At 42.0% G+C, this 26,853-nt stretch carries 19 protein-coding genes; 18 read left to right on the top strand and 1 reads right to left on the bottom strand.

Annotation, left to right across the window (positions count from 1 at the left end):
* Positions 1 to 14 precede the first annotated feature (14 nt).
* From PaeBR_RS21875 to galU, 4 genes are all read left to right on the top strand, one after another.
* Complete coding sequence (locus tag PaeBR_RS21875) at positions 15 to 1,934, top strand: stalk domain-containing protein (protein WP_410512548.1); 1,920 nt, start codon at positions 15 to 17, stop codon at positions 1,932 to 1,934.
* Between the two features lie 508 nt (positions 1,935 to 2,442).
* A complete protein-coding gene (locus tag PaeBR_RS21870; protein ID WP_410512547.1) occupies positions 2,443 to 3,108 on the top strand; it encodes a hypothetical protein in 666 nt (221 codons plus the stop codon).
* A 121-nt stretch (positions 3,109 to 3,229) separates the two neighbouring features.
* Positions 3,230 to 5,785: a DUF3656 domain-containing U32 family peptidase gene (locus PaeBR_RS21865; protein ID WP_410512546.1), complete on the top strand. Its 2,556-nt coding sequence runs from the start codon at positions 3,230 to 3,232 to the stop codon at positions 5,783 to 5,785.
* A gap of 239 nt (positions 5,786 to 6,024) precedes the next feature.
* The gene (gene galU / locus PaeBR_RS21860; RefSeq protein WP_410512545.1) at positions 6,025 to 6,915 is read left to right on the top strand and encodes a UTP--glucose-1-phosphate uridylyltransferase GalU; all 891 of its coding nucleotides are present in this window, start codon (positions 6,025 to 6,027) and stop codon (positions 6,913 to 6,915) included.
* An 82-nt stretch (positions 6,916 to 6,997) separates the two neighbouring features.
* Here the strand turns inward: galU and PaeBR_RS21855 are convergent, their stop codons facing one another.
* A complete protein-coding gene (locus PaeBR_RS21855) occupies positions 6,998 to 9,454 on the bottom strand; it encodes an O-antigen ligase family protein (protein ID WP_410512544.1) in 2,457 nt (818 codons plus the stop codon).
* A 130-nt stretch (positions 9,455 to 9,584) separates the two neighbouring features.
* On the opposite strand from PaeBR_RS21855, the gene PaeBR_RS21850 reads away from it, so the two are divergent.
* From PaeBR_RS21850 to PaeBR_RS21785, 14 genes are all read left to right on the top strand, one after another.
* Entirely contained in the window at positions 9,585 to 9,821 is a 237-nt protein-coding gene (locus tag PaeBR_RS21850) for a sugar phosphate nucleotidyltransferase (RefSeq protein WP_410512543.1), read from the top strand.
* 290 nt (positions 9,822 to 10,111) lie between these two features.
* Positions 10,112 to 11,467 (top strand): ABC transporter permease, encoded by a 1,356-nt coding sequence (locus tag PaeBR_RS21845; RefSeq protein WP_410512542.1) that lies wholly within the window; start codon positions 10,112 to 10,114, stop codon positions 11,465 to 11,467.
* 15 nt (positions 11,468 to 11,482) lie between these two features.
* Entirely contained in the window at positions 11,483 to 12,703 is a 1,221-nt protein-coding gene (locus tag PaeBR_RS21840) for an ABC transporter ATP-binding protein (RefSeq protein ID WP_410512541.1), read from the top strand.
* Positions 12,700 to 14,142 (top strand): class I SAM-dependent methyltransferase, encoded by a 1,443-nt coding sequence (locus tag PaeBR_RS21835; RefSeq protein WP_410512540.1) that lies wholly within the window; start codon positions 12,700 to 12,702, stop codon positions 14,140 to 14,142. The genes PaeBR_RS21840 and PaeBR_RS21835 overlap by 4 nt, the downstream gene beginning before the upstream one ends.
* Before the next feature lie 30 nt (positions 14,143 to 14,172).
* A complete protein-coding gene (locus PaeBR_RS21830; RefSeq protein WP_410515269.1) occupies positions 14,173 to 17,970 on the top strand; it encodes a glycosyltransferase in 3,798 nt (1,265 codons plus the stop codon).
* Positions 17,971 to 18,028: 58 nt separating this feature from the next.
* On the top strand, positions 18,029 to 18,967 hold the full coding sequence (locus PaeBR_RS21825) for an NAD-dependent epimerase/dehydratase family protein (RefSeq protein WP_410512539.1): 939 nt from the start codon (positions 18,029 to 18,031) through the stop codon (positions 18,965 to 18,967).
* Positions 18,968 to 18,971: 4 nt separating this feature from the next.
* Entirely contained in the window at positions 18,972 to 19,955 is a 984-nt protein-coding gene (locus PaeBR_RS21820; RefSeq protein WP_410512538.1) for a glycosyltransferase family 2 protein, read from the top strand.
* Between the two features lie 71 nt (positions 19,956 to 20,026).
* Positions 20,027 to 20,770 (top strand): sugar phosphate nucleotidyltransferase, encoded by a 744-nt coding sequence (locus PaeBR_RS21815; protein ID WP_410512537.1) that lies wholly within the window; start codon positions 20,027 to 20,029, stop codon positions 20,768 to 20,770.
* Positions 20,771 to 20,792: 22 nt separating this feature from the next.
* Positions 20,793 to 21,341 (top strand): dTDP-4-dehydrorhamnose 3,5-epimerase, encoded by a 549-nt coding sequence (gene rfbC / locus PaeBR_RS21810; RefSeq protein ID WP_410512536.1) that lies wholly within the window; start codon positions 20,793 to 20,795, stop codon positions 21,339 to 21,341.
* 69 nt (positions 21,342 to 21,410) lie between these two features.
* Positions 21,411 to 22,433: a dTDP-glucose 4,6-dehydratase gene (gene rfbB / locus PaeBR_RS21805; RefSeq protein ID WP_410512535.1), complete on the top strand. Its 1,023-nt coding sequence runs from the start codon at positions 21,411 to 21,413 to the stop codon at positions 22,431 to 22,433.
* A gap of 8 nt (positions 22,434 to 22,441) precedes the next feature.
* Entirely contained in the window at positions 22,442 to 23,305 is an 864-nt protein-coding gene (gene rfbD, locus PaeBR_RS21800; RefSeq protein WP_410515268.1) for a dTDP-4-dehydrorhamnose reductase, read from the top strand.
* A gap of 72 nt (positions 23,306 to 23,377) precedes the next feature.
* Entirely contained in the window at positions 23,378 to 24,349 is a 972-nt protein-coding gene (locus PaeBR_RS21795) for a glycosyltransferase family 2 protein (RefSeq protein ID WP_410512534.1), read from the top strand.
* Between the two features lie 162 nt (positions 24,350 to 24,511).
* A complete protein-coding gene (locus PaeBR_RS21790; RefSeq protein ID WP_410515267.1) occupies positions 24,512 to 25,411 on the top strand; it encodes a glycosyltransferase family 2 protein in 900 nt (299 codons plus the stop codon).
* On the top strand, positions 25,408 to 26,814 hold the full coding sequence (locus PaeBR_RS21785; protein WP_410512533.1) for an undecaprenyl-phosphate glucose phosphotransferase: 1,407 nt from the start codon (positions 25,408 to 25,410) through the stop codon (positions 26,812 to 26,814). The genes PaeBR_RS21790 and PaeBR_RS21785 overlap by 4 nt, the downstream gene beginning before the upstream one ends.
* Positions 26,815 to 26,853 lie beyond the last annotated feature (39 nt).

The raw sequence follows: 26,853 nt of genomic DNA, 5'->3' as shown, positions 1-26,853 counted from the left end.
GGGGGAAACGAAGGATGAGGAGAGTAACCATAATACGCGGACTGTATGCCATGCTGGCATTGCTGCTTTTGATGACCTTTTTACCGGCACAAATGGTGCATGCGGCAGAAAAAAGTAGGCTTGATCTCATCCTAAAGGTGGGGAGTACCACCGCTTCCGTGAATGGAAAGAAGATTACGATCGTGAAACCTTTTGTCGAAAAAGGTGCGGTGATGGTGCCGCTTGGTGTTTTTAAAAAGACGTTCGGCAGCACAGTTTCTCTTGAACAGGATGATATCGTGAGGGTTATGTACGGAACGCATACAGGTACAATGAGGATTGGCAGCGCAACCGCCTGGAAGGATGGGGTAAAGGTGAAGCTTGTGTCGCCGCCGCGTATGGTTGCCGGTGTATTGATGGTTCCGCTGCGTTTTGTGGCCGGAGTAATTGGCGCGGGGATTTCTTCAGGCAATAATGGAGATATTCTAGTAAGTCTCACAGCTCCCCAAGACGAAAAGGGGTCACCCGAAGATAGGGGCGGTATTGACAGTGATGTGGGCAAAACCAAGATCGGCAACAGCTATTACCAGTGGAGTATGAACTATCCGTCCGGTCTTATGGTTGGTGACAACGGGGGAGAAGAAAGTGTCGCAACCTTCATGAGTGCGGAGAACCTCTATTATCTGGAGATTCATGCCACGATACAGGAAGTTCAGCCAGACGCGGATGAAATGCTCGATCAGTTGGTCCGGAGCGCGGAGGATGGCGGAGAAACCGTTCTTGACCGCGAGATCTTTCCGCAGGCAAAGGTTCCTTATGCGCGGGTGGTGAGTAAGGATTCCAGCGGAGCCTTGTGGGAAGGGCGCCAATACTATGGGGACGGGCGTTTATATGAGCTGTATTTAACGGATGACAATGCCGTGAATTACAAGGATTTTGCCAAGTATGCCGGACTATTGAATTCGTTCCAACCGTCCTTTAATGACAAGGACCAGACGATCAGGGATCTGTCTACGGTGAAAAATGGCTTCCGCGCAGCCTATAATGACGATTACGGTATTTCTCTGCAGGTTCCCGCCGATTGGAGCAAAGATGACCAGCATCTCTACTATGAGAGCAAGAAAGGCAGTTATTTACGGTTAAAAGTAAGTTCGGCACCCGCTGGTTCTTCCCTTGCGAGCTGGGGGGAGGAGCTGAAAACCCGGGCTGAGGACAGCTTTGTGCCGGATGCTTATTCCGTTAAGGGGAGCTCTTTTAAAACGATATCCGGTGTCCAGGCCCAGATCAACGAAGTGCAGTACAACTACGGGAATGGCTGGACAACGGAATACCAGCTGCTGCTTTTGAAGAACGGCTACCGTTTTTATGGACAGTTTGTGGCACCTCCCGGACAGGAAGAGGAGAAAGTTAACTTTAATGCCATGCTCTCTTCCCTTGATATAGATTTTGAGACCATTAAGGAGAATTTCGGCCGCCTGGCAGAGGATTCCTACGTGTCGCTCAAACATAAAGCAGTGACCAAAATATCCAAAACGTTCGGCTATGTAATAGACATCCCACTTCTGTGGATGCCCTATCAGGATATTTTCGAGCTGCGAAACATAGAGTATCGATTCACCGGCGGCCGTTTGCAGATTAATTTAAGTCCTGAAGATTCAATGGAGTATACGGTTAACCAGCTTAAGCGATATTACGGGAACAAAAATAATGATCCCAAGGGTCCGGTCATTGAAAGTGTTGAGGAGACTACATTCGCGGACCAACCCGCAACAGTGATTACGGTGCACCAGACGAAGGGCGGTATCCCTTACCGGATCAAAGCGATTGTTCTCAGTAAAGAAGATAAGGTCTATACACTTACAGTAACGTTAAATGATGCCAATGCCACAGCCGAGCAGCAGCGCATGGTGGAACAAACGCTGAAGTCGTTCCGGTTTACGGGAAACGGCTCGTAGAGGTATAATTTTGGACAGACGAAGAACGTCCTTTGATGCCGGTTGGCAGGGGGCGTTCTTTTTTTGTTAGTGCTACAAACGTTTTGCAAGAAAGGAGTGGAAGGAGCTGGTGGTGGAGTGCAGGAATTTGAGTGTTAAAGGTGCCTCAGGCGCGGAAATGTTGCAGAGAGTGCAGTAATTGGTGTGTACAAGGGCCTCAGGTGCTGAAATGTTGCAGAGAGTGCAGGAATTAGTGTGTTCAGGGTTCTCAGGTGCTGAAATGTTGCAGAGAGTGCAGGAATTAGTGTGTTCAGGGTACCTCAGGCGCTGAAATGTTGCAGAGAGTGCAGGAATTTGAGCGTTCAAGGTACCTCAGGCGCGGAAATGTTGCAGGGAGTGCAGGAATTAGTGTGTTCAGGGTACCTCATGTGCGGAAATGTTGCAGAGAGTGCAGGAATTCGTGTGCACAAGGTACCTCAGGCGCGGAAATGCTGTACAAAGTGCAGGAAAATTAAAGGAGGAGCTAACAATGGATTTTGAAAAAGAGTATCAATTGTTGATAGAGCACCACTTAGATGCCAGAACAGGGGAGAGGAGGGGACGATTGGTTAGAGGACATCAATATGCCGAAAAGCTGCTGCTTCAAAATGTCTGGTGGCCGTTATTCGGGAACCTGGATCATTTGCATCCGGAATATGAGGTGTACGATTGGAACCGCAAGTCGCAGTTTCTTGATTTTGCCTTCCTCCCGCCTTACGGGCGCTTCGGGTTGGAGTGCGATGGTTTTCAAAGTCATATCAAGGATATGGATCGGGAGAGATTCAGTTACTCGTTGAACCGGGAAACTTTTTTGGCTGGAATGGGGTGGAGGATCATTCACTTTTCATTTGAGGATGTGCAGAAACGCCCAGAGATCTGCCGAATGCTGCTGCAAATGGTCATTGGACCTTCTCAGATCAGGAACATCGCAGCGAGTCCTGTCTCTCCCATGGAGAGGGAGCTGGTGCGTTTAGCCTGGAACTTGGGAAAACCCCTCCGTCCAAGAGACATTATGAATCTCTATCAGGTTAACTTTCGTACTGCCCGTAAGTGGCTGCAAGAAATGGTTGTGAAGGGAATGCTGCGGCCGTTGATCAAAAATAAATACACTTGTTACTATGAGCCCGTAGAAGGGCTATCCGAGAGGTTGTTTTGATAAGTAACCAGCACTATATAAATGTTGGTAAACGGATGGCGTGGAGGTGTGATATTTGATACAATAAATAAGTTAAAGACAAAGAAATGACCCGCTGTTACAGCGGTTTGGGAGGATATAGATGAAACAGCAAGACATACGCAGAGAAGATGTGGAGCTGCTGGCTCCGGCAGGCGATTGGGACTGTATGCGTGCGGCGGTGGCGAACGGGGCGGACGCTGTCTTTTTTGGCGTGGAGAAGTTCAATGCACGGGCTAGAGCCAATAACTTCCGCATGGACGAGCTGCCTGAAATTATGGCGTTTTTGCACAGCTATGGGGTAAAAGGATTCCTGACCTTTAATATACTGGTGTTCGAAAATGAGCTGGCTGAGGCCAAGGAACTGATTGATGCCTGCGTGGATGCCGGGGTGGATGCGGTCATTGTGCAGGATTTGGGTCTGGTGAAGCTGATCCGCGAGATTTCGCCGGATTTTCCGATTCATGGTTCCACGCAGATGACGATTACTTCGCCGGAGGCGGTAGAGTTTACGAAGCCTTTTGGACTAGAGCGGGTAGTGCTTGGGCGTGAAAATAATCTGAAGCAAATCCGCACAATTGGCGAACAAGCCCGCCTGCCGATGGAAGTATTTGTGCATGGCGCCTTATGCGTTTCCTATTCAGGCCAATGCCTGACCTCGGAAATGTGGGGTGGACGCTCCGCGAACCGCGGGGAATGCGCACAGGCCTGCCGCTTGCCGTATGATCTGATGGTGGACGGAGAGATTAAGCCGATGGGGGATGTAACCTATCTGCTCTCACCCAAGGATTTGGCGGCGATTGATCTGATGCCGGAACTGATCGAGGCTGGTGTAACTTCTTTCAAAATCGAAGGCCGTCTCAAGAGCCCGGAATATGTAGCGAACGTAGTGGGTAAATACCGGAAGGCCATTGACCGTTATTTTGACGGCGAATGGTCGCAGCCATCCAAGGAGGAAATGCGCGAGCTGCAGCAGAGCTTCTCCCGCGGCTTCACGCACGGCTTCCTGGAAGGCACGAACAATAAAAAGCTGGTCGACGGCACCTTCCCGAAAAGTCGGGGCGTATACCTTGGCACCGTGGAGCAAATCCTGCGCGATGGCGTGGTCTGCCGTATTCATGCGCCGCTGAAGCGGGGGGATGGTATTGTTTTTGATGCGGGCGATCCGACGAAAAAAGAAGAAGGCGGACGCGTCTACGATCTGCGCCGCAAAGGCGTGAAGCTCGAAGGTGAAGCCGGGGAAGGCTGGATCATCGACATCGTGCCGGGACGCAGCGACGTGGATCTGCGCCGTCTGCATGTCGGAGACCGCATCTGGAAGACCAACGATCCGGCGCTGGACAAGGCGCTGCGCCAGACGTACGAGACCGAGAAGCCGTACCGGGTATTCCCGGTTAACGTGAAGGTGGAAGGTCGCGCCGGCGAGCCGCTGGCGACCTGGTGGACGGACGTTCAGAAGAACGTGACCGTCCGGGTGGACTCGGAGCTTGCGCTCGAAACGGCGCAAAAGCGCCCGATGGATGCTGCGCTGCTGGAAGAACAATTCGGCCGCCTGGGCGGAACAGTCTTCCAGCTGAGCGCAATGGAGTCGCACCTGGAAGGCGACGTGATTGTGCCTATGCGCGAGCTTAACAGCATCCGCCGCCGCGCGGTGGAGCTGCTTGCGGGCGAGCGCCCGAAACCGCCCGTATACGTGAAACGGGCGGTCGAGGTTTACGGCGACGCGGCCCCGGGGGGCGTCGCAGGCGGTGCCGTCCCTGCTGCGCAGCGGGACGGCCAAGGCGCGCGCGGTACAGCGGAGCTTACCGCGCTGTGCCGCAGCCTGCCGCAGGTGCAGGCTGCGCTCGAAGCCGGCGTAACGAGCATCTACGCCGACTTCGAGTTCATCAAGCAGTTCCCGGCAGCAGTGGACGCTGTACGGGCTGCGGGTGCCAGCATTGCGCTGGCAACGCCGCGCATCCATATGCCGGGCGAGAATGGCTACCACGCCAATATTCTGCGCCTGCAGCCGGATGCCGTGCTGGTGCGCAATACGGGCGCATTGTATTACTATCTGCGCCGCCGCATGGAGGAGCCGGATGCGGTACATCCCCGCATCATTGGCGATTTCTCACTGAATATCGCCAATCACAAAGCGGTAGACCTGTTCCTGGAGGCAGGCTGTGACCTTGTAACACCTTCCTATGATCTGAACATTCAACAGATGGTGGATATGCTGGGCCATAGTGATACATCACGCATGGAGATTGTCATCCACCAGCATTTGCCGATGTTCCATACAGAGCACTGCGTGTACTGCACCTTCATGAGTGAAGGAACAGACTTTACGAACTGCGGCCGTCCATGTGAGGAACAGCGGGCTTCCCTACAGGACCGGATTGGCATGTCCCATCCCGTTCGCGTGGATGAAGGCTGCCGCAATACGGTCTACAACGCGGTTGAACAGTCGGGAGCGGAATACCTGAACAATTTCCGCGAACTGGGAGTAACCTCTTACCGTGTCGAGTTTCTGGAGGAGACGCCGGAGCAGGTAGCGGAAGTCATCAGCTTGTACACCCGCGCGCTTCGCGGTGAGATCTCCGGCACGCAGGTATGGAAAAGCCTGAAGGCAACCAACCAGCTCGGTGTTACGCGCGGGCAGCTTGTGAACGCGAAATAAACTAATTGCTTGATTGCTGAAGCATCAACTTTGGAACATTGCCGTTCCACTGATTTCGCCCCTGGCGCTAGGTTCCTATCTTTATTAATCTCCAAAGGGCAGGACAAGGAGTAAATCCTTATCCTGCCCTTTGGTTTTTTTGCTCAAAATAGACTGGAACTGCTATAATTAAAGACATTACCCCTTTTTCTAAAAATAAAGTGGGAACCGGATCGAGTACATAAAAAGGAGCTAATGCTATGAAAATTCGCAAAGCTATTATTCCTGCTGCAGGCCTGGGTACCCGTTTCCTGCCGGCAACCAAGGCAATGCCCAAAGAAATGCTGCCGATTGTGGACAAGCCTACCATCCAGTATATTGTCGAGGAAGCAGTGGCTTCAGGCATCGAGGATATCATCATTGTGACGGGGAAAGGTAAACGGGCCATTGAGGACCATTTTGATACTTCCTTCGAGCTGGAGTTCGGTCTGGCGGAGAAGCAAAAGTGGGAGCTGCTGGATTCGGTCCGCAGATCCTCCGAAATGGCTGACATTCACTATATCCGGCAAAAAGAGCCGAAAGGCCTGGGACACGCCATTTGGTGCGCGCGTAAATTCATCGGCAATGAGCCTTTTGCCGTTCTGCTGGGAGACGATATCGTTGAGGCGGACACCCCTTGTCTTAAGCAAATGATAGATATCTATGACCAATACAAATCCTCCATCGTCGGAGTTCAGCCCGTGCCATGGGAGGAAGTATCACGTTATGGTGTGGTGGACGGCACAGCCTTGGCAGAACGTGTGTACAAAGCCAATCGTCTAGTGGAGAAGCCGAAGAGAGAAGAAGCGCCTTCGAATCTTGCAATACTGGGCCGCTACATATTAACACCCCGTATCTTTGATATGCTTGGCGAGCAGCAGATCGGTGTAGGCGGCGAAATTCAACTGACCGATGCCATTGCCCGGCTTAGCGAAGTAGAGCGGATTATTGCCTATAATTTTGAAGGTAAACGTCATGATGTAGGCGAGAAAATGGGATTCATCCGCACGACCATTCATTATGCACTCCAGCACGGTGAGCTTAAAGAGGATTTGCTGCGTTACCTGCAGGAGATTGTGGAAAGTGAAGCGGAAAAGACCTCGTCCAATTAAGGCAATCATCCTATCCTCCCTAATAAAAAGAGTGGCCTGCCGTCATCAGGGCAGTAGCCACTCTTTTTGATTATCCGTATGCTTAAAATGTCATCCCCACAATTTCGTCAATCTGCTTGGCCTCTGTCGGCTCGGCAGCAATCAACAAATCGTAGACGGCCTGATCCTGACTGCCGTCTTTTTTCAACGCGGCCAAATACCAGCGGGCAATCTCACGATTGTTCAAATCCGTATAATCTTCACTTAGGCCGAGCTTTAATGTTGCAGAAGCCGCTTCGGTCTGTCCCGACATAAACTGCATTTTACCTGCATTCAATGCGATAGTAGGAGTGATCTCGAACGGGCGACCCTGCAGCTGCTCAGGAGGGAGGGTTTTCAAGTGCTCGACTCCTGCAGTTACATGGTTGTAGGCATCCAGCCCCGTTTTAAAATATTCCTGTTTCGCAGCATCATCCTTTTGAACATATGCCCCATGACCTAGAGTAAAAGAGCGGCTGATCAGCGACTGATACCATTCAATATCCCAATTGAACTTATCTGCATTGTCCCGATACACTCCGTAAGCCAGATCGCTTTGCCCTTTCAAATCGTAGTAACCCACCAACTGGGTTAATAGATTTTTGTTGTAAGGTTCGTCTTTCAGTGCACGGGTTAACACACTATAAGACTCGTTAAGGAACTGTTCATCTTGGTTCTGGGTAAACACCTGCTGATCCAGAGAGGAGAGATACAAAGCAGATTCCGGATGGCTCGGACGATTCTTCAAAGCCTTACTCAAAGGCGCCTTAATCTCTTCATAGGATTGGCTTACACTTAGTATACTTTTAGCCTTCATAGCGGAATTACTAGAGGTGATATAGCCGATTGACAGGAATAGCAGGAACACGGTACCGACTGTAAGCACAGCCAGATACCCCAGACGCAGCCCTGTTTTATTCCAATTCGATTTCAGTGGCTTGCTATCCATGACAGCTGCCATCCCGGCAAGGCCGAGGAAGACCAGTATACCCATAAACGCATAGCTCATATTGAAATCCAACAGACTGTGAATAAGAATGGATAAGGCAATAATCAGATAAAAGAAACCATTATCGAAGTCATCTTTATCTCTTTTCACATACCCGCGAATATATTTATAAAAAATATACAGGATGAAACCCATAAACACGATAAATCCGAGAATCCCAACCTCAATCAAATACTGTAAAAAGAAATTGTGTACCTGGCGGCTTGTATAAGGATTATTCTGATAATGCTCATACAGCGAGGCCCAACCACCGCCTCCGGCTCCAAGAACCGGATAATCCTTAACCACCTTCATGGCATCCTTATAAAAAGTAAACCGTTCCAGAACACTATGCTGCTTGAAGTTGATGTTTTCCAGCCTAGTCCCGATATTCGCTGGCAAAATGCTTCGTGCACTTGTGCCGATGAGCAGGAATGCTACAATGCCCACTAATACAACCGATCCAAGCGGAATCCACAAACCTGTCCATCTACGCGATGACCAGTTTCCCAATTTCCTTTCCAGCCAAGGAGCGACAAAATGCTGAACAACCCAGGACAGCCCGGCAACAATGGCTGAAGCTCCCAGCAGGTAAGACCAGCCCTTCAAGGCTGCTGATGAAGTGAATTCTGTATTCAGTTGTGTTCCCAGGTTAGTCACCGGACTCGTAATCACCAGCGAAGCAATACCTGCGATAGCCAGCTGCAGAATCCATAGAATTTGCTGTGCAGGCTTCAAGAACAGCAGCAGCAGGATAAACACAACAGGGAGTAACACGAGTCCACCACGCGATAGCGTCAGCAGGAGCGATACAATAATCGGCACGAGCATGAAACCATGTGTAAGCTTTCCATACCATTTACGGGAACGAATCAGCGCAAACACAGCTACAAACAGAAAAGCCATTAAAAAGGCTGCATATGTATTCGCATATTGAAAGATCGAAGTAAGCCGCAGGCCATTGGAATCCGTCATGACAGCGTCCGTGTATTTACCATTCTGTACCGTATTCGATAACCAGCCCACCAGACTTCCCGCGAGCTTCCCGCCCCCAAGCCAATTCAGGTGACCAAAGCCAACGATAAAATAAGAAATTGCAAGCAAGGCATTTTGAATGACAACATTTAGTTGCTTTTGCTTAAGGAGATATAACGCTATAATGAAAACTGCGGTATACATACTCTGAATAAAGAGCATATTCATCGCCATATAATGCGAAACAGCGACAAACAATGACAAGGAATAGGTAATTGGAAGCAACAGTGCGGCAACAGCTACTAAGTCACGCTGCTCTAGAAGCTTGACCTTTTTATAGTACAAGCCAACCCATAACAGCAACATAAGCCCGCTAAGCAATGCAGACACATATATAGGCCTCTCAAAGTCTATCATCTGTCCATTAAACAATCCTACTTGAAACGGGGTCCATAGCAAAAATAGAATAAAAGCAACAACCAAAGCCCATATTGAGCCAGGTATCTTTTCTACATTTCTCGACTGTAATGCATTTTTACCGTATACTGGTTTCGACACGTTATAATCTCCTTTTCCTGTCATTACAAGAATATTAAAAGCAATACATTTAGTATTTTACTACAAGATAAGTAGACTGTAACAGATATTCCTAAAGATTATTGTTAATACAATAAATAACTAACATTTAATGAGGAGATTAAACTTGTTAAGGCATAATATTAGCAACTGGGGTTCAGGTACTAGATTTTATCTTTTAACAAGATCTGTTTCCAAGAAAATGCTCCCAACTTACGATCATCCTATGATTTATTATTCACTCTCTGTTTTGATGTTTGCAGGTATCATTTCTACTCTCAGGAACTTATCTTTTTTCGAAAACTTACTTGGAGATTGTTCAGCGTTAGGAATGAAACTATTAAGATAGAAGTGTTGGGAAGAGGAATGGCTTGGTTGGTACAGGAACACATGTCTCTTTTTTGCAAGCTTCAAATATGTAGAAGCCCTTCGGAATAGACAGGGGTTATACATATCATGTTATAGAAGAGATCTATTTTCGTTTGGGTTTATCGATAAAGAACAATTGTATTTGGCAGAACCTCTATTAAAGACTGATTATGGGGAGTACTTAATTGATGTCGCAGAGGGGAATATTTAAATTAGTTATATAATTTCGTAGAGGGGCTTTATATAGTGAGACTCAACAAGAAAAAATTTATGAAATATGGAACTGTTAGTGCTATATCTGTATTGTTATTCTATGTATTCTTCCTGTTTTTTTTACAGCCATCTGACAAAATGCAATTTGAAATCCAGTTAAAGAGTGATGGAACAGATTACTACCAAGTGTACTTCCAAAAAAATAAAGAGGAAATAAGTGAAAAACAGTCGGTTGTTGCTAATTACAACAAAAAAGGAGACTTTGAAAAACTGAAGTTTCCTTTAGATGATGAAGTGAAAAATTTAAGGATTGATTTGGGAACAAAGCCTGGAAGGATTATCATAAATGGTATGTCTCTGAACTCTACCTTACACTCATATGAAATAAGTATGAAAGATATAAATTTAAAAGATAGCAATCAAATAGATGGTCTAGAATACGAGTCCGATTCTTTATCAGTTACAACTTCAGGAGAGGATCCTTATTTTGTATTTGTTCCGTCAAATGAGATAAAAACAAAAATTATAAGTGATAATCAAGTTATGCATAAAATTTTGGCGGTGGGGTTGGCTTTTTTATCAAGTTTCATATTCATGATTTTTGTGAAATTACGTTCTGACATTAGATATTTGTTCCAAGAATTATATTACAATAAAAAAATGCTCTATTTTTTATCAGTAAATGATTTTAAGACAAAATATACAGGTTCATATTTGGGGGCAATTTGGGCGTTTGTTCAACCAGTAATAACTGTACTAATATATTGGTTTGTTTTCGAAGTAGGGTTTAAATCAGGTTCAATTCATAGTGTTCCTTTTATACTCTGGTTAGTAGCTGGAATTGTTCCCTGGTTCTTTTTTGCTGAAGCTTGGGGTAGTGCGACAAGTAGCTTAATGGAGTACAGTTATTTGGTCAAGAAGATTGTTTTTCAAATTAGATTACTTCCTCTTGTGAAAATCACCTCTGCTTTCTTTGTTCATTTGTTTTTTATCGTGCTGACATTCTTTATTTTTTTTCTTTATGGAATTAGTCCATCCCTTCATGCCTTGCAAGTTGTATATTACACTATTTGCACAATTTGTTTTGTTTTTAGTCTTTCTCTTATTTCGAGTGCTCTTGTTGTTTTCTTTAAAGACTTAGGACAAATAATTAGCTTGATATTACAATTTGGCATGTGGTTAACACCAATCTTATGGAGTTCTAGTATGTTACCTGCCTCTTATCGTTGGATACTCAAGGTGAATCCTGCTTATTATATTGTTGAAGGCTATCGCGATGCTTTAATTAATAAGGTATGGTTTTGGGAAAGATATAATCAATCCATATACTTTTGGTTACTTACAGCAGTTTTGTTTATAGTTGGTATAACGATCATGAAGAGAATGAAACCACATTTTGCAGATGTGCTTTAGGAAAAGGTGAGACATATGAATAAAGAAATGGTGATTAAAGCTGAAAATATTAGTAAAGTGTACAAGCTTTATGATAAGCCTATTAACAGGCTGAAAGAGTCGTTGAGTATAAGAAAAAAAACATATCACCATCCATTTTTTGCGCTTAACGATGTTAGCATAGAGATCAATAAAGGCGAAGTAGTTGGCATAATTGGAAAGAATGGTTCGGGAAAGTCTACTATTTTAAAAATCATTACTGGAGTTGCATCACCGAGCTCTGGGGCGATCTCTGTTAATGGGAAAATTTCTGCATTATTAGAACTTGGAGCAGGATTTAACTTGGAATATACAGGTATAGAGAATATATATCTAAATGGTATGATGATGGGATTTAGTAGAGATGAAATGAATGCTAAGTTAAATAGTATTTTAGAATTTGCTGATATTGGTGACTTTATTAATCAATCTGTAAAGACATATTCAAGCGGAATGTTCGCTAGGCTTGCTTTCTCTGTAGCTATTAATGTTGATCCCGATATATTGATAGTAGATGAAGCATTAGCTGTTGGCGATTTGAAATTTCAAATAAAATGTATGGAGAAATTCAGTGAGTTTCGTGACAAGGGGAAAACCATTTTGTTTGTATCTCATGATATTAACAGTATTAAGCGCTATTGTAATAGAGCTATATGGTTAAATTCTGGGAGAATTGAAGCACAAGGCGATACTGATCTAATATGTGACAGATATACAGACTATTTGAAGTATGGAGAAAATTCTACTAAGAAAAATATTAAAGATAATGAGATTAAGGAAAAATTGAAATTAAACGATGATATGATAGGAGTGATCGAAGGATTTCAATTAATTGATGAAAATGGTAACCATTTTGATGAAATCGTGCATAATACGAATTTTAGGCTGAAAATAGATTTTGAAATGAATACTGATGAGTTGGATATAGTTATAGGAGTAGCCATTCATACAATAGATGATATTTATGTCTGTGGCATTAATACTTTATTAGATAAACATAAAATCATTTATAAAAAAGGAACGAATACAATTTATCTGAATTATGAAGGTTTTAATTTGTTAGGCGGAAGTTATTACTTTGATGTAGCAATATTTGAAAATAATGCTCATGTACCCATTGATTATAGAGCAAAGATAAAAGAGTTTTTTGTGAAATCCGCGTATATAGGTGAAGGGATTTGTATTCTACCACATACATGGGAAATGGAAGGTGAATGACAGTGAAATACGATTTCAATCTGGATCTTACTTCTAAGAATTCCTTATCTCTGATTATTAAGAAAATCAGACCGGGATCTACGATCCTGGAGTTCGGCCCCGCTGCTGGAAGAATGACGAGGTACTTGAAAGAAGAACTAGACTGTAAGATATATATAGTTGAAATTGATGAAGATGCTGCTGAAAAAGCCTCAATCTATGCAGAGGATAAGGTAGTCGGTAATATTGAAGACTTTTTATGGTTTGAACAGTTTAAATATGTGAAATTTGATTATATAATTTTTGCTGATGTATTAGAGCATCTTTACAATCCTCAACATGTCATGAGTAAATGTGTGGAATTGTTAGGCGTGGATGGTTCTGTGATTATTTCAGTCCCCAATATTGCCCACAATAGCGTCATTATTGATTTGTTACACAACAAATTCGAATATAGAAAAACAGGTTTGCTTGATGATACTCATGTAAGGTTTTTTACATATACAAGTTTGGTGAAGATGGTATATTCCTGTAATTTAGCAGTTATATGGGAAGATGCTATTATAAAACATGTTGGAGATACTGAGTTAGGTAATTTTTTTGATGGATTGCCCAAGGGTGTCACCAAATTCCTGAAAAACAGACCTTTAGGTGATTTGTATCAGTTTGTTATGGAACTGCGACCGCAACAAGAAGGTTTAAATAAAAGAAGTAATATAGTGACTAAAGGAAAGTACTATTACTCACAACTATATGTTGATTGTGGTAATAGTTTTGTAGAAGAGCAAAGTTTGCGTATTACAGCAAATGGAAATGATCAAATATGTGATTTTGAAATGACGGGTTACAGCGAGATTAATAAGTTGCGTTTTGATCCTTTGAATGTAAACTGTATCATTACAATTAAAAGTATCGTTTGTGTTGATAAACTAGGGAACGAATCTGTCATTGAGAATTATGAAAGTAATGCTGATTTCTCTAACGGAAATACTTTCTTATTCTTACATGAAGATCCGCAGTTTTACTTCGATTCACCAAAGGTAGAACTAAATAAGATCACAATTAATTTGGGTTATATTGATTATGAATTTGATAATATAGATTGGATATTGGGGACAACTAAAGAACTAGTAGCGCTGAACAGTGATTATGAAAATAAAATGCGAGCATCAGAAGAAGGGATTGCTGCTCAGCTTATAGTTAATGCTAACATGAAGTTGAAGATTGAGGATTTAGAGTTTACACTTCAAAAAAACATAGATAAGAACAGTGAAGATACAAGCGTATTACTACAAAAGATATCAAATATTGAGAGTGAATTAAACGAAGAATTAATCAAAAGACAGCATAAAGAAACTGAATTGATTTTAGTAAATGAAGAACTAAACAGAAAGAATAAAGAACTCGCTCAAATTTATTCAACTACTCTCGGAAAAGTAATTGCTAGAATGATTAAATAATCTGGATTGGTGTGATGAAAGTTGAATGAAGTGACAGATCTGGTAAAGGGTATTCTTGAAAGAAATCAGTATAAAAATAGTTTTTTGAGGCAAACTTGTTTGCTAAGTGCATTAGAGGTTGAAAATGCATCCGTTTCCCCTCAAGGAGAGTTTATTCCAGAAAAGGGTAAATCAGTATTTATTAACTTCAAACTACAGACTGGTAAAAAATACTATAAAATAGTATATAATATTTTAAGCCCTATGAACGATGGTAATGTAATATTACATGTAAAAGGAAATGATCAGAAATATGAGAAATATCATTTAGGAGCATTTTATGGTAACCCTATCGTATATTTCTTAAAATGTGTCTTTGAAGTGAAAGTAATCACTTTGGAAATCGTAAGCCCAGTGTCTTTTGGACTATCTCAATTGGAGTTGATTCAAATCTCTAATTCAGAGTACAAAGTGAATAAATTGAAGCAATATTCCGGGAAGTTGAAGAGAATAGTAAGTAAACAACCACATTTAAGAGCAAAATTCTTCAAAGAGTTGAAAGAAAATGGCTTAAAGGAAGCTCTTCAAAAAACGAAAAGTAAACTCTATCAAAACACAGATAGCTATAATAGTATTCAGGTAAGCGGAGCGGTTCTGAACACTGAAACTTCTTTAAAATATAATAACACTATTTTATTTGTTTCCCATGATGCTCAAAATGCAGGTGCATCTATACTATCTCTGAATATCGTGAAATCTTTAAAAGAAGTTTTTAATAAAGACGTTATTGTTCTGTTTTTAAAGGGTGGACCGTTGATAAATGATTTTTCAAAATATGCCACTATTATAAATTTGAATCAGAATTCTTTATCTTATTTGGAAAATGAATCCGAGGTAAATAAAATAATTAAGGATTTTAAAAATAAGGGTATAAACACTTGTATCTCCAACTCGATTGTTTCAAATATTCTAACTAAAACAATGTTTGAACATGGTATTAAAGTTACTTCACTCGTTCATGAATTACCAACATCAATAAATACTTATAATTTCATAGAAGCTGCTAAATATGCTGCACAATATTCAGAAAAAATTGTGTTCCCCAACTTTTTTGTTAGGGATTCTTTTGCCAAAGCATTCTCTATAGAGGATAGGAAAGTGCATGTAAGACCTCAAGGTATATATAACAAACGAAAAAGCTTGTTAAACAAAGAGACTGCAAAAAGAAAACTGTGTGAAACCTTAGATATTGAACAAAGTTCTATCATTCTGCTAGGAGGGGGGTATGGTGATATTCGCAAAGGGTTTGACATCTTTTTTTCAATAGCTAAGGATATTTTGTTAGAGGATAATAAGAAGCACTATCATTTTGTGTGGGTTGGACAAGTGGAGCCCATACTTGAGAAGTGGATGAAACATGACGCGCAGATATTGAATATTGATTCCAATATTCATCAGATTGACTTTCAAGTTAATCTCTCCCCCGTTTTACAGGGAGCAGATTTGTTTTTGCTGCCATCCCGGGAGGATCCATTCCCATCCATTGTCCTAGAGGCGATTGATAATGGCACACCCACAGTTTGTTTTGAGAATAGCGGGGGAATGGGAGAATTTATCAAGAGATTGGGCGTTATCCCAGCTTCTTATTTAAACATTAAAGAAATTGTTTCTGAAATTTGTAGATTATTAGACGATGAAGGGTTATATCAAAACATACAGCAAAAAGGACATGAATTAATTGATCAGGAATTAAATTTTTCGGATTATGTTAATCATTTATTATATTTGACGAGAGTGGAGGATATGCAACACAAAGAGGTTTCTGTAATTATACCGAATTATAACTACGAAGATTACATTGAAGATAGATTGAATTCGATTATTTACCAGACTGTTAAACCTAAAGAAATTATATTTTTAGATGATATGTCTACCGATAATAGTGTGTCAGTGGCTGAAGAAATACTGAAGAGATCTCGCATTCCCTATAAAATAATTAAAAATAAAGTGAATGTGGGTTGTTTTGGACAATGGATTAGAGGAATCAAAGAGGCTACTGGAGATATTGTATGGATAGCTGAAGCTGATGATTTATGTGAAGGAAATATGCTGGAAAAGTTGCTGCCATCGTTTAATATTGATGAAGTAAACTTGGCATATTGCCAATCTGAGATTATAGATGCAGAGTCTAATAGAATTGGATACGTTTATACTGAGTATACAAAAGATTTATCGGAGACAAAATGGAATTCTTCCTATTGTATTGAAGGCAGGGAAGAAGTAGTTCAGGGTCTGGCCATAAAAAATACTATACCAAATGCCAGTGCTGTTTTATTCAGGGCCTCTGTATTTGAGGGAATAGAAGAGCATTTATCCCGTTATAAAATTGGTGGGGACTGGTTGGCTTATTTGTATGCATTAAAGACTGGAAAAATATCTTATATTTCTGAGACCTTAAATTATCATAGAAGACATTCCAGTAGTATTGTAAGTAAAAATGAGCAAAAAATTGAATTGTTTCAAGAAATGATCGCAATAAAGCAATTCATTCTAGATCATTTTGAAATTCCAAACTCAATTTTAGAAAGATTTTTAGAGCATGTTCCTAATGAATACAAGCGATTAGGATGTAAGGGATACGATAGTAGAGATATATTGAAAAATGATTTGCTTGTTAAAGAGTATGTAAGCTTAGTTGAAAGAGCAAAAGGTAAAGTAAGGGCAGTAAATTATTTGCAAACTAAGAAGAAAATTATATTTGTTGCACCCGATTTTGAAGTGGGTGGAGGACAAATGCTTGTGGTCCGATTAGCTAATTTCTTCTCTGCTTTTCATCAAGTTTATGTATACAACGCTAGGCCTTGGTTAAAGGATTCTGTAATGACAGAAATGATTTCTGCAAATGTTACAGTACTACACAGTAATGGGAGTTCTGATGAACTCAGATCGTATATTGATGATTTGAGCATTGAGGTTATTAACAGTCATATTTGGTGGTCTGACAAAATAACTTTTCAGGCGATTCAGGGAAACGGAAATATAAATTGGGTATTGGCAATGCACGGCTGCTATGAAGCATTAATAGAAAATCTTGATTGGGATAAGGATTTTGAATCCTTGGTTAAACCTGTACTAGATCGAGCTAACAGCATCATTTATGCAACCAATAAAAATAGAAAAGTATTTGATAAGGTTGTTATCAATGATATTGAAAAATTACACAAGGTTTATTATGGATATCAGTTGCAAAATATTGCACCTAAAAATAAGTCGGACCTTGGTATTGCAATTGATGAGTTAATATTTGGCTTGGTTTCACGTGCAATTAAAGAAAAGGGATGGGAAGAAAGCATTAAAGCCATTATCAACTTAAACAAAGAACTTGATAAAAGAGCTCATCTTATTTTAGTTGGAAATGGTGAGTATGCTAATAGGATGAAGGAGAAATACAAAAGTTATGATTTTGTTCATTTTATTATGAATTTGGAAAAACCATCCGAATGGATCGGATGGGTAAAAGTATTTGATATTGCGATTCTTCCTAGTTATTTCATATCGGAAAGTCTACCGAATTCTATTATTGAATATTTAGCTTATGATAAGCCTGTGATATCTACTAATATTGGTGAAATACCACAGATGTTATATTCAGAAGAATATGGGAAATTTGCAGGTATTATTATGGATCTGAATGTTGATGGGGAAGTTAGTGTTCTGGAACTTTGCGATGCAATGCGAGTGATGGCCACGGATCCGCAGCGATATGCAGACTATAAGAAAAACACTAAGCTATTATTTGAACAATTTACTATGGAGAAGTTTGCGTCTAGTTACTTTGATTTGTTCTAGTATATTACTCAAACGCATGGGGAAATTACTTTTTAAAAGAGGAAGGGTTGCTTAGTATATGAATGTGTTTATATTGGGTGGAGCAGGCTTTATAGGAGCACACCTAACAAAAAGATTGTCTGAAGAAAACCATAACGTAACTGTATATGATAGATGTATCAGTGATAAAATCTTGCCAAATGTTAAATTTAACGCAATTGAAGGTGATTTTTTAACTGAAGATCGTTTCGATGAATTGCTAGAATCACAAGATATTGTCATTCACTTAATAAGTACGGTATCTCCTTACTCTTCCATGTTAAACATAACAGACTCATACAAAAATGATGTTATAAAAACATTGGATCTACTTGAAGCAGTGAAGAAGAAGGGAATTAAAAAAGTAATCTTTTTGTCTTCAGGTGGTACTGTTTATGGAGATTTTAATGAAGTCGAGTTTCTTAATGAAGATTTTAATTCTCACCCTTTGAATCATTACGGAATTATGAAGCTTACTATTGAAAAAATACTGTTACTTTATAACCAGCTTTATATGATGGAAAATATTATTTTGAGAGTAGCTAATCCTTATGGGCCTGGGCAAGATCCGCAGAAAAAAATAGGAGCTGTATCGGTTTTTCTGGATAATATCTTAACTCGAAATACTATTACTGTTTGGGGCGATGGGTCAACAGTACGCGATTACATTGAGATTTCAGATGTATGTGAGGCGGTTATGTCTGCTGTGAAACATAATCATCGAGATCATAATGTCAATCCTGTATTCAATGTGGGTACTGGAGTAGGCACAAGCATTTTGGAAATAATTAAGAAGATTGAGATGATTACTAATGTCAAAGCACATGTAGATTATAAGAACATGAGAAATATTGATGTGAAACGAAATGTGCTTGATCCAAGGAGAGCTCATGAATACTTGGGTTTTAAATACAAAATAAATATTGATCAAGGGATAAAAAAATTATTGTCCGTACGCGACGATTTTATGAGGGGATAACTATATGATAGTATCAGTCATTATCCCTAATTATAATGGTGAAAAGTACTTATATGAATGTCTTACTACTTTGAAACAACAAACATACCAAAACTTTGAGGTCATAATGGTAGACAATGCCTCGATCGATAGAAGTATTGAAGTCGCCCAAAAACTAATCCCGGAGATTAAGTGTGTTTTATTGGAAGACAACAAAGGATTTAGTGCTGCGGTTAATCAAGGGATTCTACAAAGCGAAGGACAATATATAGTTTTGTTAAATAACGATACATTGTTAACGAAAGACTGGCTTCAGAATCTTGTGTGTTGTATTCAAAACAATGAAAAAGTTTTTTCTTGTGCAAGTAAGATGCTGCAATACCATAATAATGAATTTATTGATAATGCGGGTGATGCTTTTACTATTTTTGGATGGGCATATCAGGAGGGACATGGCAGAAGTGAAAATGAATTCACAAAAAATAGACCTATTTTCACGGCTTGTGCGGGAGCTGCAATATATAGGCGGGAAGTATTTGATAAAATAGGTTATTTTGATGAACGGTTTTTTGCTTATTTAGAGGATGTAGACATTGGTTATAGAGCTCGCATAGAAGGTTATCAAAATATATATTGCTCTAATTCAATAATTTATCATATAGGAAGTGCAACTACAGGGAATGGTTATAACTCTATAAAAGTTAAATTATCTGCTAGAAATAATGTTTATTTACTGTATAAAAATATGATATGGTTTCAAATACTACTTAATGCGCCTTTCTTGCTAGTTGGACATTTATTTAAATACTATTTTTATAAAAGAATTGGTTTTGAAAAAGAGTATTTGAGTGGAATTAAAGAAGGATTAAAGAATCGAAAGCTAATAGATAAGAAAAAATTTGAACCTAGAAAATCTGTAAACTATTTTAAGATTCAGGGCTGGCTTTTAGTGAAGGGTGTTATATATGGATCAATAAAAATTAGAAAAATGTTGAATAAAATTAAATAATCCTGTTGAGTTGCAAGTAAGCCAATATTAACTCGAAAATACAAAATAATTAAAGTTCACTGGAGGCTGTTATGAAAGGAATTATACTTGCTGGTGGTACAGGCTCACGCCTTTATCCCTTAACCAAAGTAACTAATAAGCATCTTTTACCCGTTGGTAAATACCCAATGGTTTTTCACTCTGTCTTTAAACTTAAGCAAGCTGGAGTTAAAGACATCCTCATAGTAACAGGTAAAGACCATATGGGAGATGTAGTTAACCTGCTTGGAAGTGGCCGAGATATGGGGGTTTGTTTTACATACAAAGTTCAGGATGAGGCTGGAGGTATTGCGCAAGCACTTGATTTAGCGGAACATTTTGTCGGTGAAGATCAAATGGTAGTTATCTTGGGAGACAATGTATTCGAAGATGATATCACTCCGTATGTTCATAACTTTCAAGAACAGAAGAATGGCGCCAAAATCCTGATCCAGGAAGTTCAAGATCCCAAACGGTTCGGAGTACCGGAACTTAAAGGAGAACGTATTATTTCTATTGTGGAAAAGCCAGCACAACCAAAGTCTAATTATGCAGTAACGGGTATTTATATGTTTGATCATAAAGTATTCGATATCGTTAAAACTCTAAAACCATCTAATCGAGGCGAATTAGAAATCACAGATGTTAATAATGCATATATTAATCGTAATGAGCTGACATTTGATATTCTTCAAGGTTGGTGGACGGATGCAGGGACACATTCTTCATTAGCACGAGCTAACGAGTTAGCACAGGAATTGAACTTTGGAGATGCATTCGGCAAATTAAAACTATAAGCATAGGGAGGAACTCTAGGTTATGAAAGTCACTCCTCTTAAATTACAGGGTGCGAAAATAATAGAGCCAACTGTCCATGGTGATAGTCGTGGCTATTTTATGGAAAGCTACAACGAACAAATTATGCACGGACTCGGAATTCAAAACCACTTCATCCAAGACAACCAGTCTCTATCCGCAGAGGTAGGAGTGCTGCGCGGTCTACATTATCAATTGAACCCTAAAGCACAGACCAAGCTCATTCGGGTGCTGTCCGGTGTCATTTATGACGTTATTGTCGATATACGGCGTAGTTCACCAACGTTCGGTGAGTGGGTTGGGGTTATTATCAGCGAACACAACAAGCGGCAACTGCTAGTACCTAAGGGCTTTGCCCACGGCTTCTGTACATTGGTTCCTAACACACAAGTATTATATAAAGTGGACGAATACTATTCCCCTGAGAATGACCGCGGCATATTATGGAATGATCCAGAGTTAGGTATTGATTGGCCAGTTTCAAGTCCGGTGCTGTCAGACAAGGATCAGCGCCATCCTTTACTAAAGGATGCAGAAATAAACTTTGATTAAAAACATCAGGCTATCACTAATAAATAATGCTGCATTTAATTTTATAGAATAAAAAAGGTGGGTTCGTACATGAAACTGCTAGTTACCGGCGGTGCCGGATTTATCGGCAGCAACTTTGTTATATATATGCTACAGCAGCATCCCGACTATGAAATCGTTAATGTGGATGCCCTTACGTATGCTGGGAATTTAGAGAACCTGAAATCAATTGAAGGTAATCCTAACTATTCTTTCGTTAAAGCAGACATTACCGATGTTAAGGCTATAGACTCTCTAATGAGCCAGGGCATCGACGTAGTTGTCAACTTTGCGGCTGAATCACACGTGGACCGCAGTATTTTGGAGCCTGAGGTGTTCGTGAAGACGAATGTGCTGGGAACACAGGTGCTCTTGGATGCGGCGAAAAAATACAGTGTGACCAAGTTTGTTCAGGTTTCCACGGATGAGGTGTATGGTACGCTGGGAGCTACGGGCCTATTTACGGAGGAAACTCCACTGACACCGAACAGTCCTTATTCCGCCAGCAAGGCGGGCGGGGATTTACTCGTACGAGCATACCATGAAACGTTTGGATTGCCGGTTAACATTACCCGCTGTTCGAACAATTACGGTCCGTACCAATTCCCCGAAAAGCTGATTCCGCTGATGATCTCCCGCGCTCTGGCAGATCAGGCATTGCCGGTGTATGGTGATGGAATGAATATTCGGGACTGGCTGTATGTAGAGGATCATTGCAGTGCGATTGATCTGGTTATTCATAAAGGTGTGAATGGTGAAGTATACAATATCGGTGGCAACAATGAGCGTACGAATGTGCATATTGTAAATACTGTTTTACGGGAGCTGGGTAAACCAGACTCTCTGATTACGTATGTTCAGGACCGCCCTGGTCATGATCGCCGCTATGGTATCGATCCAACCAAGATTATGAATGAATTAGGCTGGACGCCGAAGCATACGTTCGAGACGGGAATTAAGGAAACGATTCAATGGTACTTGAATAACAGGGAATGGTGGACTCGTATTCAATCCGGGGAATACCAGAAGTATGCGGAACTGCAGTACGGTAGCCGCTTGGGGGACTCTCTGTAATGACTACGATGAGGGTGCTGGTTACAGGCGCAGCCGGACAGCTGGGACAGGATGTTGTTTTGCTTCTGCAACAGGAAGGTCATACAGTTCTGGGCTGCGACCGTCAAGAGATGGATATTACCAATCTGGATCAGTGCATAGAGGTTATTGGCCGATTCAAACCTGATACTGTCATTCATTGTGCTGCCCATACTGCAGTTGACGCAGCGGAAAGCGACCTGGATGCAGCCTATTTGATTAATGCCACTGGAACGCGGAATGTAGCGCTTGCTTCAGAGAAGGCTGGATCTAAGCTGGTTTACATTAGTACGGATTATGTTTTTGATGGAATGGGCACTCTGCCATACCATGAGTACGATAACACCGATCCGAAGAGCATATACGGCAAGTCGAAACGGGCTGGAGAAATATTGACACAAAGCCTGTCCTCTAAGTACTTCATCGTACGTACCTCATGGGTGTACGGCAAGTACGGGAACAACTTCGTCAAAACGATGCTGAAGCTCGGTCAGGAGAAGCCCATGCTGCAGGTCGTAGACGATCAAAAGGGTTCTCCGACCTACACGGTGGATTTAGCGCGATTTTTGCTGGAACTCATACAGACGGAAAAATACGGTCTGTATCATGCCTCCAACAGCGGAGCCTGTACATGGTATGAGTTTACTGGCGCTATTTTTGCCGAGGCTCAGGATATTCTGGGGTTGAACTTTACAGCCAAACTAGAACCTTGCGATACAGAACAGTTTCCAAGACCCGCACCGCGTCCGCGCAATTCGGTGTTGGAGCATTTGGCCATTCGGACGAACGGCTTCAAGGATATTCGCCACTGGCGTGAGGGCTTGAGAGATTTCCTGCTGGAGCTAAAGGAATAATAAACATCGAAACTTCCGAATCCGTCTATAACGGTACGGGAGTTTTCTTTCTATTTTCGTTATAATAAAGATATGAAAAACAAAACAGTAAGTATACATATTGTGACCTATAACAGCGCGGATGACATTTTAGAATGCCTTGCGGCAGTGCTGGCACAGGACTACCCGATTGAACAAGTCGTTGTTGTGGATAATGCTTCAGCGGATGGATCAGCAGAAAAAGTAAAAGCATTTTATAGCCAATTAAATACAAGTTCCGATGCAAACCGTCCTCGCCTGAGCCTCGTTGAAAACATGGCCAATTTCGGCTTTGCTCCTGCCCATAACCAGGCTATATCTATTACGAATACGGATTATGTACTTGTGCTTAACCCTGACCTGACATTAGCTCCGGACTATGTGTCGAGGCTCGTTGCGAGGATGGAGGTAAACCCTGAAATCGGGAGTGCTACGGGAAAGCTTTTACTGAAGGCCGATCCTCAACTTGTAGACAGCACAGGTCTGTGGATGAATAGAGCTCGTCGTGCTTTTGACCGTGGTGCTGGAGAACCGTCGGCTAACTGGCAAGAGTCTGGCCCTGTATTCGGCGTATCCGGAGCGGCTGCGGTCTACTCCCGTCGTATGATTGATGATATTAGTGTTGATGGTGAATTTTTTGATGGCGACTTTTTTGCCTATAAGGAAGATGTGGATGTGGCCTGGCGGGCGCAGTTGCTGGGTTGGCAGGGGTACTATGATGCAGAAGCCATCGGGTATCACGAACGGGGCTGGAAAACATCTGGACGGAACAGTAAGCCCATGTTCATTCGGCGTATTTCTTATATTAACCGCTATAAAATGATTTACAAAAATGAGCGGGCCCGAACTGTGCTGAAGACACTGGCAGTATCGCTGCCATACGAGATTGCTGCACACGGCTATATGCTGCTGAAGGAACCGAAGCTCATCATGGCGTGGCGTTCATTTTTCTCACAGATCTCCGCACTTAAGAAGAAACGGAAATATATACAGACTAGAGCGGCAACACAGCGGGAAGAGCTGTAGGGCTGATCTACCCTGGTAAACTCTCCCTGCGAAGGTCACTCCTTTCAGGGAGAGTTTGTGTTATAATAATTGTCGATAGATTACTATTTTTGTCAGGAGAGTAGCGCAGTGAATGTAGATGTCAGCATATTAATAGTCAATTACAACACATGCCGCCTGACGATGGATTGTCTGAGGTCGGTATATGACTCGGAGACGAACTATTCGTATGAGATTATATTAATTGACAACAACTCCCATGATGAGTCGCTAGAGATGATTGGTAGAGAGTATCCAGATGTTAAATTAATCGCTAATCAAGAAAATACCGGGTTTGCCCGTGCCAATAATCAGGGTATTGAGGTTGCTTCCGGACGTTATGTTTTGCTGCTAAATTCGGATACGGTTGTGCGGAAGGATACGCTGGAAACGATGGTTTCCTTTATGGATGGACAGCCTGATTTGGGAGCTTCCGGGTGTAAGATTATTTTGCCGGACGGTTCGCTGGATAAAGCTTGCAAAAGAGGATTTCCGACGCCGGCGGCTTCATTCTATTACGCTTTTGGATTCAGCAGGCTATTTCCGGACCGTCCCCGGTTTAACGGCTACCAGTTGGGCTATCTGGATCCAGATCTTGATTATCCCGTAGATTGTCTGGTCGGTGCTTTCATGCTCCTGCGGCGGGAAACGATAGAACAGGTAGGCGGACTGGATGAGGATTTCTTCATGTACGGAGAGGATTTGGATTGGTGCTACCGTATTAAAGAGGCTGGCTGGGGTATTTATTATTATCCGCAGACTTCCATCGTGCATCTTAAAGGTGGCAGTGCCAGACGCAGACCTTTTAAGATCGTGTATGAGTTCCACCGGGCTATGATATTATTTCATCGCAAGCATTATAGTAAGCAGTACAATAGTATGATTAATGGAGCAGTATATGCGGGGGTTGGTGTGAAGTTTCTGCTCTCTCTATTGCGCAATGCACTAACCTTCCCGAGAACGGTACCTCTTCCAGCTCAGAGCCTTTCTTCTTCCGGGCAGGCCGGTTCAAGCACCGAATCAAACACTGAGGTGAGATTATGATCCGCCGTAATCAAAGGTTTTTGACACAGCTGTATATGGTTGCCGACTTTGTGATCATACAGATGTCTTTTTTGGCAGCCTGGTGGCTGAAATTCAAGAGCGGTTGGATGAGCTTTGTTAATCCGCTGCCCGTAGAGTCCTACGCTTATTGGAGTGTTATTTATGGTGGTATTGCAATTCTCATTGGAATTGTTCTGTCACTCTATTTGCCTAAGCGGAAGAAACGTTTTGTTGATGAATTTTTAAAAATCTTTCAAGTGCATCTTATGAGTATCTTTATGTTGCTTGGCCTGATGTTCTTTGTGAAAGAAATTGATATTTCCCGTGCATATTTGGCCCTTTATATGGGATTTACTCTACTGTCGATCATGTTATATCGTTATGTGCTGAAGATGATGCTCAAATCCGTTCGCGAAAAAGGCTTCAACCGCCAATATGTCCTCATTCTCGGCGCGGGTTCGCTTGGAAAGAGATTCTATAAGAATCTGGAGCAGTATCCGGAATTGGGATATGATGCGATTGGCTTTTTGGATGACTATCAGGTCTGGGACGTAATTGAGGAGAAGCGCTTTAAGCCCATTCTGGGAACGATTGATCAGTTGGCCGGGATGCTGGAGATGCTGCCTGTGGACGAAGTGATATTGGCGCTCCCGCTGGATGCCCATTCCAAGTACCCTTCCATTATTGCCGCCTGCGAAAAGGCTGGTGTACGAACGCTTATAATCCCCGATTTCTTTGATTATCTGCCCGCACGGCCGTACTTTGATAATTTTGCGGGTATGCCCATGATTAATGTGCGTGATATTCCGCTGGATATGGCAAGCAATAAGATGGCCAAACGATTATTTGACATTGTGTTCTCCTTGTTCGCTATTCTTATGATGTCTCCTGTGATGTTGATCGTTGCCTTGGGCGTACGTTTCACCTCACCGGGTCCGGTTATTTTCAAGCAGGAACGTGTTGGACTGAATCGGCGCAATTTCAATATGTACAAATTCCGGTCCATGAAAATGCAGCAGGACGGCGAGGAGGATATCGGCTGGAGTACACCTGAAGATCCACGAAGAACCCGGTTTGGTACCTTTATCCGCAAAAGCAGCCTCGATGAGCTGCCTCAATTCTTCAATGTACTGATGGGACATATGAGTGTAGTGGGCCCCCGTCCGGAACGCCCATTCTACGTGCAGCAGTTTCGTGATGAAATACCGAAATATATGGTTAAGCATCATGTACGCCCCGGCATTACAGGCTGGGCGCAGAGTAACGGGCTGCGCGGGGACACCTCTATCGAAGACCGGATCAAGCATGACATTTTCTATATCGAGAATTGGTCGCTGCTGTTCGATATTCGGATCATTTTAAAAACCATCCGCAACGGTTTTATAAATAAAAACGCTTATTAGTTGATTGATTAGAGTAAGTATGGCTCAGGTTGGAAAATG

This window comes from Paenibacillus sp. BR2-3 (assembly GCF_046529485.1).
Taxonomy (GTDB): Bacteria; Bacillota; Bacilli; order Paenibacillales; family Paenibacillaceae; genus Paenibacillus_AQ.
The sequence above is the reverse complement of the archived record's forward strand: the minus strand, read 5'-3'. Positions and strand labels throughout refer to the sequence as shown.

Bases quoted from the DNA above. Each gene is read 5' to 3' on its own strand.
- PaeBR_RS21875 (WP_410512548.1), top strand. From the start codon at position 15: ATGAGGAGAGTAACCATAATACGCGGACTGTATGCCATGCTGGCATTG.
- PaeBR_RS21870 (WP_410512547.1), top strand. From the start codon at position 2,443: ATGGATTTTGAAAAAGAGTATCAATTGTTGATAGAGCACCACTTAGAT.
- PaeBR_RS21865 (WP_410512546.1), top strand. From the start codon at position 3,230: ATGAAACAGCAAGACATACGCAGAGAAGATGTGGAGCTGCTGGCTCCG.
- galU (WP_410512545.1), top strand. From the start codon at position 6,025: ATGAAAATTCGCAAAGCTATTATTCCTGCTGCAGGCCTGGGTACCCGT.
- PaeBR_RS21850 (WP_410512543.1), top strand. From the start codon at position 9,585: ATGAGGAGATTAAACTTGTTAAGGCATAATATTAGCAACTGGGGTTCA.
- PaeBR_RS21845 (WP_410512542.1), top strand. From the start codon at position 10,112: ATGAAATATGGAACTGTTAGTGCTATATCTGTATTGTTATTCTATGTA.
- PaeBR_RS21840 (WP_410512541.1), top strand. From the start codon at position 11,483: ATGAATAAAGAAATGGTGATTAAAGCTGAAAATATTAGTAAAGTGTAC.
- PaeBR_RS21835 (WP_410512540.1), top strand. From the start codon at position 12,700: ATGACAGTGAAATACGATTTCAATCTGGATCTTACTTCTAAGAATTCC.
- PaeBR_RS21825 (WP_410512539.1), top strand. From the start codon at position 18,029: ATGAATGTGTTTATATTGGGTGGAGCAGGCTTTATAGGAGCACACCTA.
- PaeBR_RS21820 (WP_410512538.1), top strand. From the start codon at position 18,972: ATGATAGTATCAGTCATTATCCCTAATTATAATGGTGAAAAGTACTTA.
- PaeBR_RS21815 (WP_410512537.1), top strand. From the start codon at position 20,027: ATGAAAGGAATTATACTTGCTGGTGGTACAGGCTCACGCCTTTATCCC.
- rfbC (WP_410512536.1), top strand. From the start codon at position 20,793: ATGAAAGTCACTCCTCTTAAATTACAGGGTGCGAAAATAATAGAGCCA.
- rfbB (WP_410512535.1), top strand. From the start codon at position 21,411: ATGAAACTGCTAGTTACCGGCGGTGCCGGATTTATCGGCAGCAACTTT.
- rfbD (WP_410515268.1), top strand. From the start codon at position 22,442: ATGAGGGTGCTGGTTACAGGCGCAGCCGGACAGCTGGGACAGGATGTT.
- PaeBR_RS21795 (WP_410512534.1), top strand. From the start codon at position 23,378: ATGAAAAACAAAACAGTAAGTATACATATTGTGACCTATAACAGCGCG.
- PaeBR_RS21790 (WP_410515267.1), top strand. From the start codon at position 24,512: ATGGATTGTCTGAGGTCGGTATATGACTCGGAGACGAACTATTCGTAT.
- PaeBR_RS21785 (WP_410512533.1), top strand. From the start codon at position 25,408: ATGATCCGCCGTAATCAAAGGTTTTTGACACAGCTGTATATGGTTGCC.